The sequence below is a fragment of the Salicibibacter cibi genome, from assembly GCF_016495865.1.
Lineage (GTDB): Bacteria > Bacillota > Bacilli > Bacillales > Marinococcaceae > Salicibibacter > Salicibibacter cibi.
This window is the reverse complement of sequence record NZ_CP054706.1, coordinates 1982093-2000058: the sequence shown is the minus strand read 5'-3', so window position 1 is coordinate 2000058 and position 17966 is coordinate 1982093. Positions and strand designations below refer to the sequence as shown.

General features: G+C 44.7%; 16 protein-coding genes. 14 read left to right on the top strand and 2 right to left on the bottom strand.

Annotated elements, in window-relative coordinates; translation table 11 throughout:
* The first annotated feature begins 4 nt into the window (after positions 1 to 4).
* The 13 genes from infB (at position 5) to HUG20_RS10125 (ending at position 14334) form a co-directional block, all read left to right on the top strand.
* Complete coding sequence (gene infB, locus HUG20_RS10185) at positions 5 to 2158, top strand: translation initiation factor IF-2 (protein ID WP_200084348.1); 2154 nt, start codon at positions 5 to 7, stop codon at positions 2156 to 2158.
* Positions 2155 to 2430: a DUF503 domain-containing protein gene (locus tag HUG20_RS10180; RefSeq protein WP_200084346.1), complete on the top strand. Its 276-nt coding sequence runs from the start codon at positions 2155 to 2157 to the stop codon at positions 2428 to 2430. The genes infB and HUG20_RS10180 overlap by 4 nt, the downstream gene beginning before the upstream one ends.
* A 22-nt stretch (positions 2431 to 2452) precedes the next feature.
* Complete coding sequence (rbfA, locus tag HUG20_RS10175; RefSeq protein WP_200084344.1) at positions 2453 to 2800, top strand: 30S ribosome-binding factor RbfA; 348 nt, start codon at positions 2453 to 2455, stop codon at positions 2798 to 2800.
* Between the two features lie 32 nt (positions 2801 to 2832).
* Complete coding sequence (gene truB / locus HUG20_RS10170) at positions 2833 to 3762, top strand: tRNA pseudouridine(55) synthase TruB (protein ID WP_200084342.1); 930 nt, start codon at positions 2833 to 2835, stop codon at positions 3760 to 3762.
* Between the two features lie 44 nt (positions 3763 to 3806).
* On the top strand, positions 3807 to 4754 hold the full coding sequence (gene ribF, locus HUG20_RS10165) for a riboflavin biosynthesis protein RibF (protein ID WP_200084341.1): 948 nt from the start codon (positions 3807 to 3809) through the stop codon (positions 4752 to 4754).
* 235 nt (positions 4755 to 4989) lie between these two features.
* The gene (rpsO, locus tag HUG20_RS10160) at positions 4990 to 5259 is read left to right on the top strand and encodes a 30S ribosomal protein S15 (protein WP_200084339.1); all 270 of its coding nucleotides are present in this window, start codon (positions 4990 to 4992) and stop codon (positions 5257 to 5259) included.
* 199 nt (positions 5260 to 5458) lie between these two features.
* The gene (locus HUG20_RS10155) at positions 5459 to 7537 is read left to right on the top strand and encodes a polyribonucleotide nucleotidyltransferase (RefSeq protein ID WP_200084332.1); all 2079 of its coding nucleotides are present in this window, start codon (positions 5459 to 5461) and stop codon (positions 7535 to 7537) included.
* A 129-nt stretch (positions 7538 to 7666) separates the two neighbouring features.
* Positions 7667 to 8692, top strand: a complete 1026-nt coding sequence (locus tag HUG20_RS10150) for a polysaccharide deacetylase family protein (RefSeq protein WP_246476377.1) — start codon at positions 7667 to 7669, stop codon at positions 8690 to 8692.
* Positions 8677 to 9936, top strand: a complete 1260-nt coding sequence (locus tag HUG20_RS10145) for a M16 family metallopeptidase (RefSeq protein WP_425504119.1) — start codon at positions 8677 to 8679, stop codon at positions 9934 to 9936. The genes HUG20_RS10150 and HUG20_RS10145 overlap by 16 nt, the downstream gene beginning before the upstream one ends.
* A gap of 71 nt (positions 9937 to 10007) precedes the next feature.
* Positions 10008 to 10244 carry a YlmC/YmxH family sporulation protein gene (locus HUG20_RS10140; protein WP_114370763.1) on the top strand — a complete coding sequence of 79 codons (237 nt, stop codon included), beginning with the start codon at positions 10008 to 10010 and terminating at the stop codon, positions 10242 to 10244.
* A 1264-nt stretch (positions 10245 to 11508) separates the two neighbouring features.
* A complete protein-coding gene (gene dpsA / locus HUG20_RS10135; protein WP_200084328.1) occupies positions 11509 to 12390 on the top strand; it encodes a dipicolinate synthase subunit DpsA in 882 nt (293 codons plus the stop codon).
* Positions 12391 to 12392: 2 nt separating this feature from the next.
* Positions 12393 to 12986, top strand: coding sequence for a dipicolinate synthase subunit B (locus HUG20_RS10130; RefSeq protein ID WP_200084320.1), 594 nt, complete (start codon positions 12393 to 12395; stop codon positions 12984 to 12986).
* Positions 12987 to 13347: 361 nt separating this feature from the next.
* Entirely contained in the window at positions 13348 to 14334 is a 987-nt protein-coding gene (locus tag HUG20_RS10125) for a gamma-glutamyltransferase (RefSeq protein WP_246476376.1), read from the top strand.
* Between the two features lie 586 nt (positions 14335 to 14920).
* Here HUG20_RS10125 and HUG20_RS10120 read toward each other — a convergent pair.
* Both HUG20_RS10120 and HUG20_RS10115 read right to left on the bottom strand, forming a co-directional pair.
* The gene (locus HUG20_RS10120) at positions 14921 to 16147 is read right to left on the bottom strand and encodes an MFS transporter (RefSeq protein ID WP_200084313.1); all 1227 of its coding nucleotides are present in this window, start codon (positions 16145 to 16147) and stop codon (positions 14921 to 14923) included.
* A gap of 66 nt (positions 16148 to 16213) precedes the next feature.
* Positions 16214 to 16750, bottom strand: coding sequence for a flavodoxin family protein (locus HUG20_RS10115; protein WP_200084311.1), 537 nt, complete (start codon positions 16748 to 16750; stop codon positions 16214 to 16216).
* A gap of 123 nt (positions 16751 to 16873) precedes the next feature.
* Here HUG20_RS10115 and HUG20_RS10110 point away from each other — a divergent pair, with 123 nt between their 5' ends.
* Positions 16874 to 17776 (top strand): LysR family transcriptional regulator, encoded by a 903-nt coding sequence (locus tag HUG20_RS10110; RefSeq protein ID WP_200090469.1) that lies wholly within the window; start codon positions 16874 to 16876, stop codon positions 17774 to 17776.
* Positions 17777 to 17966 lie beyond the last annotated feature (190 nt).

Genomic DNA, 17966 nt, shown 5'->3' with positions numbered 1-17966 from the left:
TTTTATGGCGAAAATGCGAGTATATGAATACGCCAAGTCCATTAATAAATCAAGCAAAGAAGTCGTTGCGGATTTAAAGGCGAAAAATATAAACGTGAGCAACCATATGTCTGTAATTAATGACGAACAAATCAAACAGCTAGAGCAAAATCAAACAACAGAGAAAAAGGATGGGAGTATGGGGAGAAACGAAAATCAAACAAAAGAAAAACAAACGAATGCTTCAACACAATCCCAAAATCAAAATAACCGTAAAAAAACCCAGCAACACAATAAACAAGATAAAAGGAACAACGGGCAAAATCGCCAACGTCCCGGCGGGCAGCGAGGAGGAAACCAAGGTCCCGGCAGAAGAGGCAAAGGCAATAAAAATCAAAAACGGCGTGCAAAAGAAGCACCGAAAATCCCTGAAAAAATTACGTTTTCCGGGAGCTTAACCGTTGCGGAATTGGCGCAGAAATTAAACAAAGAAACGTCCGAACTCATCAAAAAGCTCATGGGCTTAGGCGTTATGGCAACGAAAAACGAAGCCCTTGACAAAACTTCCATCGAGTTGATAGCCGATGATTTTGGCGTGGAAGTAGAAGAAGAAGAAGTCGTCGATCCGTTGGATATTGAACGTTATGAGGAAGAAGACGACCCCGCGAACCTTGAAGAAAGGGCTCCCGTCGTTACGATCATGGGACACGTGGACCACGGGAAAACCACCTTGCTTGACGGTATTCGCAAGACGAAGGTCACCGATACGGAAGCCGGTGGCATTACCCAACACATCGGTGCTTATCAAGTGGAAGAAGGAGGAAAAAGGGTCACCTTTCTTGATACTCCCGGCCACGCGGCGTTCACGACGATGCGTGCCCGCGGCGCGCAGGCTACCGACATCACCATTCTCGTTGTCGCTGCCGATGACGGGGTCATGCCGCAAACGGTGGAAGCATTGAATCATGCGAAAGCAGCGGAAGTCCCCATTATCGTTGCCGTAAACAAAACGGATAAAGAAAACGCGAATCCCGATCGCGTCATGCAAGAATTAACGGAATATGAGCTAGTCCCCGAAGCATGGGGCGGTGAGACTATCTTCGTTAACGTTTCGGCCATGAAAGGCGAAGGCATCGATGAGCTCCTCGAAATGATCTTGCTCGTCGCGGAAGTGGAAGAGTTAAAAGCCAATCCATCGAAACGAGCGCAAGGAACGGTCATTGAAGCGGAGCTTGATAAAGGACGGGGACCGGTTGCAACATTGCTCGTGCAAGGGGGAGTGATGAACGTCGGTGACCCTATTGTTGTCGGGTATACGTACGGTCGTATTCGGGCGATGATGAATGATGTCGGCCGGCGTGTGAAAACTGCAGGACCGTCGACACCGGTGGAGATTACCGGTTTGAATGACGTACCAGAAGCCGGCGATCAATTTCTCGTGTTTGCCGATGAGAAAAAGGCGAAACAAATCGGCGAAGGACGTGCCGTCCGGGCGAAGGAAGCAAGGAGGCGCCAAACGTCTCGTGTTAGCCTTGATGACTTGTATAACCAAATTAAAGAAGGTGAAATTAAGGAAATCAACATCATCGTTAAAGCGGATGTGCAAGGTTCCGTAGAAGCCGTGCGCGGATCCCTCGAGAAAATTGATGTTGCCGGCGCCAAGGTAAATATTATTCATACGGGTGTCGGAGCGGTAACAGAATCGGATGTCATTCTTGCTTCCGCATCCAACGCGGTTATTATCGGTTTCAATGTCCGCCCCGGTACGAACGCAAAACGGACAGCGGAAGTAGAGAACGTTGACGTACGTCTGTACCGTGTCATTTACGACGCAATCGAGGAAATTGAAGCTGCGATGAAAGGGCTTCTCGATCCGGAATATGAAGAAAAAGTAATTGGCCACGTAGAGGTTCGCCAACTGTTTAAAGTGTCGCGAATCGGAACAATTGCCGGAAGTTATGTAACCGACGGTAAGATTACCAGGGATTCCAACGTGCGTGTACTTCGGGACGGTGTCGTTATTTTTGACGGAAAAATTTCGGCGCTCAAGCGGTTTAAGGATGATGTCCGGGAAGTCAGCAATAATTATGAATGCGGCATTACGCTGGAGAATTTTAATGATGTGAAAGAAGGCGACACGATAGAAGCTTACGTCATGGAAGAAGTTCCGCGCACATGATCGGTGTCATTCATTGTGAATGTTTTTTGCCGGATTGCGGTTCCTTAAAGGAAAAACGCTCCATCTTGCAGAGTCTTATTACCCGGGCGCGCCGTTTGAATGTCTCCATTTCGGAGATGGACCATCAAGATGCATGGCAACGTACATCCTTTTCCATTGCATGCATTAATAAGACCCGCAAGGTGATTGAGAAAGAGCTCGAACATGTGCTTAAGATGATTGACGGCAGCGCAGGATTGGAATGCCATTCGGTTCAATATGAGTGGCTGTAGTAAGTAGTGAGGAGTGTTTACGATGAGTCAAATGCGTGCCCAACGAGTCGGTGAACAAATGAAGAAAGAACTGAGCGATATACTCATGCGGGAAGTGAAAGACCCTCGAGTGGAATTTGTCACCGTCACAGGGGTTGACGTAACCGGGGATCTCCAACACGCCACGGTGTATGTTACCGTCCTGGGGGAATCCGAAGAAAAAGAAGAAACATTGAAGGCGCTCCGTCAAGCGAAAGGATTCATTCGCTCAGAAATCGGCAAGCGCATTAACCTTCGCAAAACCCCGGATATTGAGTTTGATTTTGATGAATCAATTGCTTATGGCAATCGGATTGAAAAACTAATCAATGATTTGAAAAAGGAAGAGTAGAGGGGCGCCTCCCTCCGATGGAGGAGAAGACAATGAACGTTAGTGGCATTTTGCCGTTGGAAAAACCGGCAGGGATGACTTCACACGATTGTGTGCTGCGGGCCCGGCGTTGGTTCAAAACGCGTGAAGTCGGACATACGGGAACGCTCGACCCGGATGTCACGGGCGTTCTCCCCCTTTGTGTCGGACGGGCTACGAAACTTGTCCCCATTTTAATGGAAGGCACAAAGGCGTATGAAGGCAAGATTGCATTGGGAAGCGCGACAACGACGGAAGATGCGACGGGAGAGGTGATCGACCGCAAAACAGTGCGTACCCCGATTCCGGATGAAGAATTGGAACAGGGATTCGCGTCATTCGTTGGGGAGATACGACAAGTCCCACCGATGTATTCGGCGGTAAAGGTTAATGGCAAACGACTGTACGAATATGCTCGCGCGGGAGAAGCTGTTGAACGTCCGATCCGATCGGTTACGGTTTATGCATTTAATCGCACCGGGCATACAATGTGGTCACCGGATCGGGATCATCTTTTGATCCCTTTTTCAGTTATTTGTTCCAAAGGGACCTACGTCCGAACGCTCGCGGTAGAAGTTGGCAGGCGCCTGGGATATCCCGGTCATTTATCGATGCTAACAAGAACGATGAGTGCAGGCATTGGGCAAAACGAGTGCGTGAGCATTCCGGAAATGGAAGAGCGCTCGGAAAATGGGCATGTCGAGAGGGCCCTGTTGCCCGTAGAATCTGTGCTCCGGGAGTACCCTCACTACGAAGTCAGCGACTGGGAAACACAAAAAATCAAAAACGGCGCTGTTCTGCCGGCAAAAGATTATCCGCAATCGAAGCGGATTGTCTTTACAAAAGAACGCCAAGCCCTTGCGATTTACACACCGCATCCTCGCAAACAGGGCATGATCAAACCGGATGTAATGCTCAGGGTGGATGCGGGACATGAGAAGTGAGAGGCTCTCCCACTTCTCACCTCTGGCAGGAGGAGGCCGAAGATATGGAAGTGGAATATTTACAAGCGGAATTAACAGCTGCTGAGCGCGAATCACGCCCTCCCATCGTGCTGGCGCTTGGATATTTCGATGGGGTGCACGAAGGGCATCAAAAAGTGATTCGGACTGCGATTGCAGAAGCAGAAAAAAGAAGTGCCGAGGCCGCTGTTTTAACGTTTCATCCCCACCCGCGCACGGTTCTGACCAAGGATTATGAAGAGACTGATTATCCCGAATTAACCCCTTTGCCGGTAAAAGAAACCCACATAAAGGAATTGGGAGTGGACCGGCTTTTTGTCGTCACTTTCGACAACACACTTTCTTCGCTTTCGCCACAACAATTTGTTGATGGTTATATCCTTCCGCTTCATGTCGTTCATGCCGTTGCCGGTTTTGACTTTTCTTACGGCCAATACGGGAAAGGAAACATGGAAACATTGCCTTCCCATGCCCGTGGAAAATTTGCGACGACCGCTGTTACAAAATGGGAAAGAGAAGGAGAAAAAGTAAGCTCCACCCGTATTCGCCAACACATTGAATCCGGAGAATTGGAACAAGCGAGCTATTTGCTGAAACGCCCCCATACGGTGTATGGGAAAGTCGTGAAAGGGGATATGCGCGGACGAGAGATAGGGTTCCCGACCGCGAACATCGAGCTTGATGCTCCTTACGTATTGCCGCCAATTGGAGTGTTCTGCGCGTATGTGCAAATTGATGGAACGGATTATCCGGCTGTTTGCAGTTTCGGGTATCGTCCGACTTTTCATGAGCAGCAACCGGAGCCATTGATTGAAGCTCATCTTCTCTCCTTTCATGAAACGATTTACGGGAAACGCGTAGAGATGAAATGGTTGACAATGCTTCGCCCTGAGATAACATTCAATACCGCAGATGCACTGGTTACGCAAATGGAGGCTGACAAGCGCGAGGCCTATCGTTATTTTGGCGAGTGAGAAAGTATAAAGTGCAACGAAGACTTTCGCCATCCTTGGCGATAAGTAAAGTTTTTCCAACATTAATCTCCGGTCAATGAAAAGAAAAATCGAACGAACACTTGCATTCTCGCAAAAAAAAATGTATTCTACTCGATGTGGTCTGTTTCCAAGGCCATTACTGCCATTTGCTTGGCTTACGCGCGCCACCGGCGGTAAGCGAGGGAAGTGGAGAAATAAAAAGGAGGTGGAAAGGATGGCTATTAGTCAAGCACGTAAACAGGAGATTGTCGATACGTATAAAGTGCACGATTCGGACACTGGATCTCCGGAAGTTCAAATTGCTATCCTTACGGAACAAATTGTCGAATTGAACGAGCATTTGCGCACCCATAACAAAGATCATCATTCGCGTCGCGGTTTGCTCCAGATGGTCGGGAAGCGCCGAAACTTGCTCACGTATTTGCGAAACAAAGAAATTACAAGGTATCGGGATATTATCCGCAAGCTGGGATTACGTCGATAGGCTGTCGGGGGAGATTATTCTCTCCCCGGCGGTACTCGATGCTATCAGCAGTCCCCGCCGCTTGCTACGATGGGATAAAACAAAAAGCGGGGTGTTGATCCCGCTTTTTTCCACTATCAGAAAGTATAATTTATGGATGATAGAATAAGAAAACGTATTCGCCTACTTAGGGCGAAAAGACAAAAAAGGAGGTATATACATGGAAGAAGAACAACGAATATTTTCCCTCGATGTCGGCGGCCGCACGATGTCCTTTGAAATTGGCAAACTTGCCAAACAGGCGAATGGCGCAGTACTTGTAAAGTACGGCGACAGCGTTGTGCTCACCACTGCGACCGGCTCAAAAGAACCAAAAGACTTGCCATTCTTTCCTTTAACGGTGAATTACGAAGAGCGTTTGTATGCAGCCGGAAAAATTCCCGGCGGATTTATTAAGCGGGAAGGACGGCCATCGGAAGCGGCTACATTAACGAGCAGACTTATTGACCGGCCGATTCGTCCCTTGTTCCCCGATGGTTTCCGAAACGATGTCCAAGTGATCAGTACAGTGATGAGCGTGGATCAGGACGCATCACCGGAAATGGCGGCAATGGTTGGGTCTTCCTTGGCGCTTTCGATATCGGATCTTCCGTTTGCAGGCCCTATCGCCGGCGTGGATATTGGCCTTGTGGATGGGGAATTCGTCGTTAATCCGACAAGCGCGCAAACGGAATCGAGCGAAATGGCATTAACGGTAGCGGGAACGAAAGAAGCCATCAACATGGTAGAAGCAGGAGCAAACGAAGTATCCGAAGAAAAGATGTTGGAAGCCATTCTGTTTGCCCACGAGGAAATTAAAAGAATTGTCGCTTTTCAAGAAGAAATCGTCGCTGAAATAGGAAATGAGAAAATGGAAGTGACGTTGAAAAAGCCGGATGTTGATTTGGAAACGGACGTCCGCCATCAAGCCGAGGGGCAATTGAAAGAAGCAGTGCTCGTCAAAGAAAAACATGCCCGTGATGTGGCCATTAAAGAAGTGGAAGCATCCATCCTTGCCAACTTTGACGAAGAACATCATGAAGATGTAAAGGAAATTCTGCAAAGCCTTCTCAAAAAAGAATTTCGCCGTTTGATTACGAAAGAAAATATTCGCCCCGATGGACGCGGTCGGGAAGACATTCGGGATCTTTCTTCTGAAGTTCAGCTTTTGCCGCGTACCCACGGATCGGGATTATTCACGCGCGGGCAAACACAAGCCCTCAGCGTTTGTACGTTGGGCGCCCTCGGAGACGTACAAATCATCGATGGTCTCGGTGAGGAAGAATCGAAACGGTTTATGCACCATTACAATTTTCCGCCTTTTAGCGTTGGGGAGACAGGCCCGATGCGTGCACCCGGACGTCGGGAAATCGGACACGGAGCACTTGGCGAGCGGGCATTGGAAAGAGTGATCCCCGATGAGGATGCGTTTCCGTATACGATCCGACTCGTTTCCGAAGTTTTGGAATCCAACGGTTCCTCATCACAGGCCAGCATTTGCGCGAGTACACTCGCGATGATGGATGCCGGCGTTCCAATCAAATCACCGGTTGCCGGAATTGCCATGGGGCTTGTAAAAGAAGAAGAGGACGTAACCGTGTTAACCGATATTCAAGGAATGGAAGACGCCCTTGGGGACATGGACTTTAAAGTGGCCGGAACCTCCGAAGGGGTAACCGCCTTGCAAATGGACATTAAGATCGAAGGCATCACCCGTGAAGTGTTGAAAGAAGCTTTGGATCAAGCCCGTAATGCCCGTATGCAAGTGTTAAAAAGCATGCTCGATGTTATCAGCACATCCCGGCCGGAATTGTCCGCTTACGCACCGAAAATTCTTACGATGCATATTAAACCGGACAAAATTCGCGATGTTATTGGACCGAGCGGGAAAATGATTAACCAGATTATCGAAGATACAGGCGTAAAAATTGATATTGAACAAGACGGAACCGTCTACATTTCTTCAACGGATGCAGGCGCGAACGAAAAAGCAAAAAAGACGATCGAAGATATTGTCCGCGAGGTTGAAGTCGGGCAAACCTACGAAGGCAAAGTGAAACGAATTGAGAAATTCGGGGCATTTGTGGAATTATTCAAAGGAAGGGATGGACTCGTCCACATTTCCCAACTAGCGAAAGAGCGTGTGAACAAAGTAGAAGATGTTGTAAAAATCGGGGACAAGATTAACGTGAAAGTAACGGAAATCGATCAGCAAGGTCGCGTAAATCTATCCCGAAAAGTGTTGTTAAACGAAGAATAATTGATCATTACTGAAGAGAAACTTGGTCGAACACCAAGTTTTTTTACTGCTTTTTTTGGCACCACATAACCTCATACACATAACATAACGCTTTAACTCTCGCATAAAATGGGACGAGGGGTGAGCAAAATGATGTTTAAAACGAGGTTTTTACAATTGTTCATAGGTCTTCTCGTTGTCATTGTAGGCTTTACCGCTTGGCAACTTCCCCATACATCGGAGGATACCGTTGATACATGGACGGAAGAAGCAGAAGAATTGCAAACCGAAGAAAGCGGGGAAGATATCCGCCAGCAGATTCAAGAAGCACAAGAGGAGTTCAATGAACCCCCCATTGACGCTTTCATTGATGACGTTTGGAAAGGAATTCCCGGTTATAATGGTCGTGTGATTGATGTTTCGGAATCATATGAAAACATGAAAGAACATGACCGTTACGCCGAAGAACTCCTTGTTTTCCGTGATACGGTCCCTGAAGTGTCCTATGAAGATTTGCCACCAACGCCTTTTTATAAAGCAAATCCAAACAAGCCGATGGTCGGCTTTGTCATAAATGTTGCCTGGGGGAACGAGCATCTTCCAACCATTTTGAATGAGTTAAATGAACAGGATGTACAGGCAACGTTTTTTCTGGATGGGTCTTGGGTACGCGACTATCCCCGGATCGCCCGCATGATTAAGGAAGAAGGCCATGAAATAGGCAACCATGCATATTCCCATTCTGATATGGCTTCTTTATCGACTGAAGAAATAAGAAGCGAATTGGAAGAAACGAATGAAGTAATTGAAGCAACATTAAATGAAGATCCGCAATGGTTTACGCCACCATCGGGAAGTTTCAGGAATGAAGTCGTGGAAATAGCCCACGAACTGGGCATGTATACCGTGCTGTGGACCGTCGATACGATTGATTGGCAAAATCCCGATCCGGATGCTATGGTGGAACGAGTAACGAATCAAATACATCCGGGCGCGACCGTCCTGATGCACCCTACAGAGCCGACAGCTGAAAGCATCGGCGCGATGATTGAGCAGATTCGGGATCAGGATTTGGAGATAGGCACGATCTCTTCAGTCATGAGTGAAAATCGGATGAGCGGACCACAAAGATCATCAGAGGAAGAGGAGGACGATGAGCTATTGTTCAACGAATGAATTTACCAAACGGGCTGCGCCTCGTTTATGAACCGATGGAACATGTGCGCTCGCTTTCCATCGGCATTTGGATTTACACAGGATCGCGGGATGAAAAGGAAGAAGAAAACGGCATAACTCATTTTCTCGAACATATGCTGTTTAAGGGAACAAAAAAACGATCGGCAACCGAGATTGCAGAAAGCTTCGACCGCATTGGCGGGTATGTCAATGCTTTTACGGCGAAAGAATATACATGTTTTTACGCGAAAGTCATGGATAAACACGGGAAAGAAGCCGTCGATATTTTAAGTGATATGTTTTTTAACTCTATTTTTGATGAAGAGGAACTGGCAAAAGAACGGAATGTCGTTCTTGAAGAAATCCGCATGGTTGAGGATACAGCTGATGATGTCGTGCATGACGACCTCGATGCCGTCGCTTACGGAGACCATTCATTGGGGCGACCGATTCTCGGTACGGAGAAAACAGTTCCCACGTTTAGCCGTGAACAATTATATAATTTTATCCATACCCATTACCGGCCTGATAACGTCGTTCTATCAATGGCGGGAAAAATAGATGATGGATTGTTATCCTTTGCAGAATCTCAATTTTCCGGGTTCTCGGCAAGAAAGGCCCCCTCGATTTCCGAAACACCGCCTATTTTGCTTAACAATAAAGGAGCGCGGGCAAAAAGGATTGAGCAAGCCCATCTGTGTCTTGGTTTTAGCGGGGTCCCGGTCCGTGATGATGAGCTTTATGCGATGGTCTTATTCAATCAATTATTGGGAGGCAGCATGAGCAGCCGTTTGTTCCAGGAAATCCGAGAACAACGAGGGCTTGCGTACGCGGTGTTCTCCGATCATGTGGCGTATCGTGACGGAGGGATGTTGACGGTTTACGCGGGAACTGCTCCCACGCATGTAGATGAAGTTTTAGAGGCGATTTTGGCAATGGTTGAGCGCTTTGCAAGCGAAGAAGTTGATGGCAAAGATTTGAAGGATGTAAAATCTCAAGTTCAAGGTAGCATGGTTCTGGGATTGGAAAGCACGAGCAGCCGTATGAGCCGAAATGGAAAAAACGAGTTGAGCCTTGAAACTCACTCTTCCCTTGATACGGTAACGGAACGAATAGCTGCCGTGACAAGCGGTGAAATCCAAAATGTTGCCCAAAAACTTTATGAGAACGATTATGCCCTCTCGATCATAAGCCCGGATGGGAAATTACCAAAAGGTCGTTCTAAATTGTCGCCATTGGCATAGATTTTGTAAAGTACGCGGTTTGTGCGGCTGTCGGCGATCGGTTCTCACAAACACCTAACAAGGGGGATCGTATGCGATTAAGCGAAATGAGCGCAAAAGAAATTGTTGACTTTGAACAAGGCGAGCGTCTCGGTGTTCCCGGGCGCTTAGATGCCCGTGTCAATGCTTCGACCGGTGAAATTGAAGCTTTCTTGTTTCCGACAACGAGATGGAGTCCTTTCCGAAAAAATGAAGAAACGCTCGAGATTCGCTGGCACCATATTCATACGATTGGTGAAGATATGATTATCGTCAATCGCTCCGTTTGAGAGGCCCCGTGGCGGGGTCTTTTTTTATTTTCAAAAGGTGGCGCAGGAGGTCGGATGATTCTGCGACGCCACATGGTCGATATAAGCGGGCACTTGTGCAAATGGGGGAATACGTGAACGCCGTTCATGTGACGCCCATATTGAGAATTCATCTAACATTAGAATGACTTATCATTTTTCATCAGCGTCTACCTTTTCTGGGTTGAGCCAAGGTGTGAACGAGACGTACAAACAATATGCACGAGTGGTCTGTTTCGGAAGGGTTTTCCCGGCAAACAGTTCGATCACATGATAATGTTTAATTTTAGCTTGGTTAAAATGGAATCGAAAAGCGCTTTGACGGACGGGTACGGGCAGCAAAATGCAGAATGTGTAGTCACAGTCACGCAGCCTCAAGATGCCTCAAAACAAACATGACGGCTCCGCGACACGACCTCGACTCCGAGGACTCATCAAGCACCAAAGCGGCTCTATGAGTCCGCAGCCCTCGATTCTGAGGACTCATCAAGCACCAAAGCAGCTCTATGAGTCCGCAGCCCCCGATTCTGAGGACTCATCAGGCACCAAAGCAGCTCTATGAGTCCGCAGCCCCCGATTCTGAGGACTCATCAGGTACCAAAGCGGCTCTATGAGTCCGCAGCCCCCGATTCTGAGGACTCATCAAGCACCAAAGCGGCTCTATGAGTCCGCAGCCCTCGATTCTGCGGACTCATCAAGCACCAAAGCAGCTCTATGAGTCCGCAGCCCCCGATTCTGAGGACTCATCAGGCACCAAAGCAGCTCTATGAGTCCGCAGCCCCCGATTCTGAGGACTCATCAGGTACCAAAGCGGCTCTATGAGTCCGCAGCCCTCGATTCTGAGAACATTATACTAAACCGATGATCGGCTCAGAGGAGGCGGACCCCCATTTAGATAGAAAAAGTATCTTTCATGCAAAACACCATGGGTGCTTTCCGTTGATTCAACATTGACTTTGCCCGAGTGAGTCTTCCATACATACACAAAAACTTGTTTGCTGCTCCCCTTTCTACATTTATCCATATGAATACCTATTGCGGACATTTTGGAGCTCGCCCCCTGTGGTTGTTGGTAAATTTTTCTAATAGTCAGCGGTGAACCATGTCATTTCAAAATGCGATCGCTTATTTCCGCCTTGCTTATCTAGATTTCTCCACAGTTTAAAAGCCTTCCATTGTTGAAAGGTGAAAAACCTCACGGAAGTGTGCATCTGCTCATAATCTATAGGGCAATGGTCAAAAGGAGGTGGAGATCATCGAACATGTTGCAGTTATCGGAGGAGATCGTCGCCAAGTTGAACTCGTGCATCAATTGAAAAATAGCGTTGACCATATTTCGGTGGTCGGGTTCGACCATCTTACCTTCCCGGATGCCAACATTACCGCCCATCCATTATCGGAAATGCCTTGGGAGCAATTGAGCGCGATCCTCTTCCCGGTCAGTGGTGTGAACACGGACGGAAAGGTAGAAGCGCAATATGCACCGGAACCGCTTATCGTTACACGTAGCATGCTTGCAAAAAAACCAAAAAACTGCATTATTTTCACCGGCATCAGGACGGAATTCTTAAAAAATATGGGTGAAAACCTCGTCTGTTGGATGGAAAGGGACGATGTCGCTGTCTACAATTCCGTTCCGACAGCGGAAGGGGCATTGATGCTGGCGATGGAGTACACATCGACCACCATTCACAATGCTTCTGTCGTCATCCTTGGTTTTGGCCGTTGCGGCGTGACGATTGCCGATCTTTTTCAATCCGTCGGCGCAAAGGTAACCGTCGTGACGGATGATGATACAGAAAAGGCAAGAGCCTACCAGGCAGCCCATCGTGCAAAAAGCCTACAGATGATGGAAGCGGAACTTGCTTGCGCCGATATTTGCATCAATACTATTCCCGCGTCCGTGCTTACAAAAAATACATTGGCTTATGTGAAGGAAAGTTGCTACATCCTGGACATCGCAAGTCGTCCCGGAGGTGTAGACATGGAAGCTGCCGGTCAACTCGGATTACAAGCACAAGAAGCGCCGGGTTTACCGGGAAAAGTAGCTCCTGAAACCGCCGGGGAGATTCTCGCCCTCGTGACGTTGGCAATATTGAAAACGGAAAGTAATAAGAAAGGATGGTAAAAATGATGCTCGACGGTAAACGGATCGGCTTTGGTTTGACAGGATCCCATTGCACGTTGGAAGAAGTGATCCCGATGATTAATGGCCTTAAAGACGAAGGGGCGGAAGTGATCCCATTCGTGAGCTTCACGGTACAGACGACAGAGACAAAATTCGGCACGCCGAATCAGTGGCTGGACTCGATCGAAAAGACGGCCGGCCGTGAAGTGGTGAATTCCATTCCGAAAGCAGAACCCTACGGCCCGAAGACGCCGCTTGATGCCATGTTAATCGCGCCCATGACCGGGAGTTCCATGAGCAAGTTTGCCAACGCGCAAACCGACTCCCCGGTATTAATGGCTGCGAAAGCAACATTGAGAAACAGCTCCCCGGTCGTATTGGCTATTTCCACAAACGATGCGCTTGGGTTAAATGCCACCAATTTGGCAAAATTGTTGCAAATGCATCATGTGTACTTTGTTCCGCTCGGCCAGGATAACCCTTATAAAAAACCGACCTCCCTCGTGGCGAGAATGGAAGATATACCGCAAACCATTGAAGCAGCGATACGTGGTGAGCAATATCAACCGCTGATTATCGAAAAGTTTAACGACTGATATGCCAGCATTTGCAGGAACAGAGACCCCGGAATTGGGGGGGATAATTTTAACAAGAAAATATTTTCTGAATATAAGTTCGCCAAAATACTGAGTAGGTGTAGTCAGCAATGACTACACCTACTCAGTTAATCCCTTTGACCTTATACATAGGGCAAAAGTTTCGTTATAATAGTTTACTTTATCGTTATACATTGTTACGATTGCACAGAATTATCCAGAAAGGGGTTAAAAATGATTAATTTATACAGTAAGGAGTGGTTAGTTTGTCTCGGGGAGGTATGATAATGTCCCTATCTCTGAAGCGATCCAAGAAGGAGACACCCTAACTCAACCTGAATTAGCAGATACGTTAAGGCATTTGCAGGAAGAAGGAATTGAAGATTTTTATTCAGGAGAATTAGTTTCCAGAATCACGGATGATCATGTTAGTTGGACAGCCGAAGATTTAGAAGGGTATGAGGTTTTGCGGACGGAGCCAGCAAAAGGTGAATTTAGCGACTACGAAGTGTATTCAGCACCTCCACCACTCTCTGGAACCACACTCATCCAAATTTTACAGATGTCCGATCAATTAGATATAACACAGTATGAACCTGATTCAGCAGAATTCGTAGACACTTATACGCAAATATGGGAACAGGCACGTTCAGATCGATACCTGAACATAGGAGATCCTGTTTATAATGATATCGAAACGAATGAATTGACAAATAGAACATATACCGATGAATTAGCGGAAGATATAAATCAAGATTCGCTTGCATTTAATGAGGATCAATCACTTGCTCATGATGAAAAATCGAGCACAACACATATTAATGTTGTGGACGAAGATGGAATGATGGTTTCTGCAACCAATTCATTGAGCAACTTTTTCGGCGCAGGCATTCAGAATGACGAAGGATTTTTGATTAATAATCAAATGAGCAATTTTGCATTCGAAGCAGAAAATAACCCGAACTATTATGAAGAAGGGAAGCGCGCGAGAAGCTACATTGCACCAACGATTCTTGTTAACGATCATGAAGGGTTATTAGTAGGAAGTCCCGGGGGCGCCCGCATCCCGCAAGTGTTGGGTCAGGTGATTATCAATTCAGATCGTGATGGGGAAGATATTGGAGAATCGTTTGATCGCTCACGTTTTGCTCTGCATATGGATGATGATGAAGAAGAAATTCGTTTGGAATATGGATGGCCAAAGCATTCGATAAGTGATATTGAACAACTGGATTATGACGTAGATAGCGATTACTATACAAATATATTTTTTGGAGACGTCGGGCAATTGATGGTGGATCTCGAAAACGGTGATGTATCACGCACCGAAGATCCCAGACGTGATTGAGTCACATTTTATGTGGCTCTTTTTTTATTGGATGACTCCCAATTAAAATAGGATAGTCACTTTTAATTGTTCAACATCGTGATAGTTTAAAGATAAAACACATGGGGGAATCAAGCCATTATGTGGAATAACGAAAGCTTTATGTTCAAAAAGGAGATGATATCTTGTGCGTAAACAAAACTATGGTTGCTGGAATTATATCTGCATTTATTGGCTTAGTTTTCTAACTGGCAGTTGCCTTTTTCCTCCCAACTGGTAATGAGAGTGATTGGGGATATGGGATGGGTGGTTTAACTGTAGCTGCTATTTTCGGAATAGGTGGGATACTTATTCTTATCATCGGTGTTATCATCAGGATAATCAAACGTAGGGAATACCGATGACGTTTTCTATTTATAAAAAAAGAGAGGTTGTGTAATTAACGGAGCGCTTTAGAAGCGCCTTAATGGAATGAAAGTTGTACCAGAAAATGATTAGACCGATGTTGCTAAATAACTAAAGCCAAATTCCCTTCGATAAATTAAAGGGAATTTGGCCATTTAAACGTGTTCAGCAACACGTTTTCAAGGAGAATGTCGAGTTATGTTTACATACCTACTTCTTTGCTTTCAATTGGCTTCACAGACGGACTTAAAATAACCAAGATTTGATGTATAACAACACCAATGATCATCAACAGTCCTAAACTTATAAATCCTATCCTCGGAGAATAGCTATCTATGAGTAGCCCCAATGATGGTGAGGCAATAGCTTGTAACAACAGTGATATAGACATCCATATGGACATAGCTCTTCCCATAAATGCTTTTGGTACAGTTTCCATGAGCACCGTATTCATTACGATTCTTAATGATGAATTACATAATCCGAATACTAAGCTCCCTAAGAATAAAAGCATGACGTAGTTATTAATTGAAAACCCGATCAGTATACAAATGGATACTAAGAAAAGCAGTGTGATAGCAACGTTTTTTGTTATCTTTTTTGCCAAAGACCCAGCTATAAAACCGGACAAAAACCCGCCTACACCATAAAACATATCTGATAAACCAAATGCAATGGAGCTACCTTGCAACGTATCGTTTACATAACCAGGTAGGACGACATTATACATCATTGTTGCTACCAGTGGAATGATCGCAGCTACACCAAAGAAGAAGATTTTGGGTTTATTCATAAGATATGTTATTCCACTTTTAAAACTTGAATAGAACGACTCTTCAGTGCTTTTGATTATAGAATTGTATTTTACTCGGGAAATAAAAATACTGCTTAACAGGAAGATGAATGCGTTAAAAATAAGCATGTTTTCAAAACCGAGGTATTGATAAAAGACACCTGATATCCCGCCAGCTGTAAACATCCCCACCTGCAAACATATTTCGATTAAAGAGTTTCCGTCGATTAGATCGTCACTCGATAGAAGTTCCTGTAACAAGCTTCTGGATGTAGACATATAAGTTGTCCACCCTATACCATTTACAATAGAAAAGAGATACAATAATTCTATATGGAATCCCCTTGTAAAAAGTAATAAAGCGATGACAAAGATTAATACAGACTGAGTGAAATATGTGAATAGGATAATTTGTTTCCGTTTAAATTTATCTGTTAGAATTCCAATGATTGGAGAAGTGAGAAATCCCGCAATGACATTTAATGCTAGCATAACACCAACTGCTGTAATAGAATTTGTCTGCTCCATTAAATACCAATTTGCACCAACGGTACCCATTCCTACACCAAATGCAAAAATTATTTCTGAAAAGAAAAAGTTACGAAAGTCAGCTCGTTTTAATAAGTTCAGAAACATTCAAAAGCCTCCAATGAATTACAAAAAATATAAATGATTATTACAAAAGAATTTTTATTTAAAGGACTATAATCTCTTTTGCATTAATGAGGCTAATTCAAACGCTGCTTCATCATGATAAATCTCACCTGGTTTGTTTCCTTTTCCAAGTATATAACCTTCAAATGAAGCACCTATGAAGTCAAAGATATATTTAAATTGCTGTATCATCGGTAATCCTTTAACGAATGGCTCATCTCCGCCTACACCAATAACAAAAGTTTTTTTGGAGGACATTGAATGTTTAAATTCATATCTGGGATCCTTAATTGTTTGAGACCAACGATCAATAAAGTTTTTCATGATTCCTGACATGCTGTACCAATATATTGGCGTAGCAAATATGATCATTTCATGTGCTTGAATACGTTTAACAATTGAATTATGGTCATCATCGTTTTTTTCTAGAAAACCTTCTTCAGAATGACGTAAGTCTTCAATTGGAAGTATCTTATAATCCTTCAGATATATTCTCTCCACATCTAACCCTTCAACAGCCCGTTCAGCCAGAATTTCTGTATTTCCATTTTCGCGTGTACCACCATAGATAATCATGATAGACATCATTTCCAACTCCCTTAATTAAACTTGTTATTTAACAATTTCTATCCTATAATATATTTGTAAATCAATAAAACGGATAATAACGATTGAATCAATCGATAAATTTGATTGAAGGTGATGAAATTGGATATCAAACAGTTGATAACCTTTAAAACAGCAGCAAATAATTTGAATTTCACTAAAACAGCTGAGATTTTAAACTTTGCGCAGTCCAGTGTAACTTCCCAAATAAAAACACTTGAGAATGAATTAGGGGTAACGCTTTTTGAACGACTCGGAAAAAGATTAATACTCACGGAGTACGGAAAACAATATAAATCATACGCAGACAAAATCGTTAAGCTTAGTCAAGAAGCAGAATGGAGTATCAATGATTACAAAGAAACAAAAGGTACTCTAATTATCGGAGCACAAGAAAGTCAATGTACTTACCGGCTTCCTCCGATATTAAAGGAATTTAAAGAGAGGTACCCACAGGTCAAACTGGTGTTTAAACCAGCGCATTCCGATAAAGTTGCCAGACAAGGACTGGAACAAGGTCAACTGGATATTGCTTTAATCACTGATATTTCTAAACCAGCTGATGTCTTGGAAGTAGAGTCACTTATTCAAGAACAAATAAAGCTTGTTGCTTTTCCTGAACACCCTTTAGTGCATAAAAAGAAGATAAAACCAAATGATTTAGAAAATGAAACCCTTCTATTAACTGAATCTGGTTGTTCCTATCGAACAATTTTGGAGGAAGCTCTATATTCATCAGGCACTTACCCTAAAAATAAATTGGAGTTCGTTAGCATAGAAGCCATAAAACAATGCGTCATAGCAGGACTTGGTATAGCTGCCTTACCAGCTATGGTTGTAGATAAAGAAATTAAATTGGGCACGATGAGAGAACTAGTATTGGGGAATGATACAAATCATATATACACTCACCTAGCTTGGCATAAGGATAAAGAGATGACCCCGCCGTTTCAAGCTTTTATTGAATTGACCCGCGAAAAATTTCATAGCTATAAGGCTTCTTAATTCCGGGAGGGGGATGAATGTACTATGTTAAAATAGTTGAGGGGATAGGGAGAATCGAAAACACCTATATATGAGTAAGGTTATAATGCCGAACGAGCGCGATTGTTGAATAGTAAACTCTATAAAGGTGCCCGTTTTGATATGAAATCCATTGAGATATTTTGAAATAAGAGAAAAACAAAACCCTTAA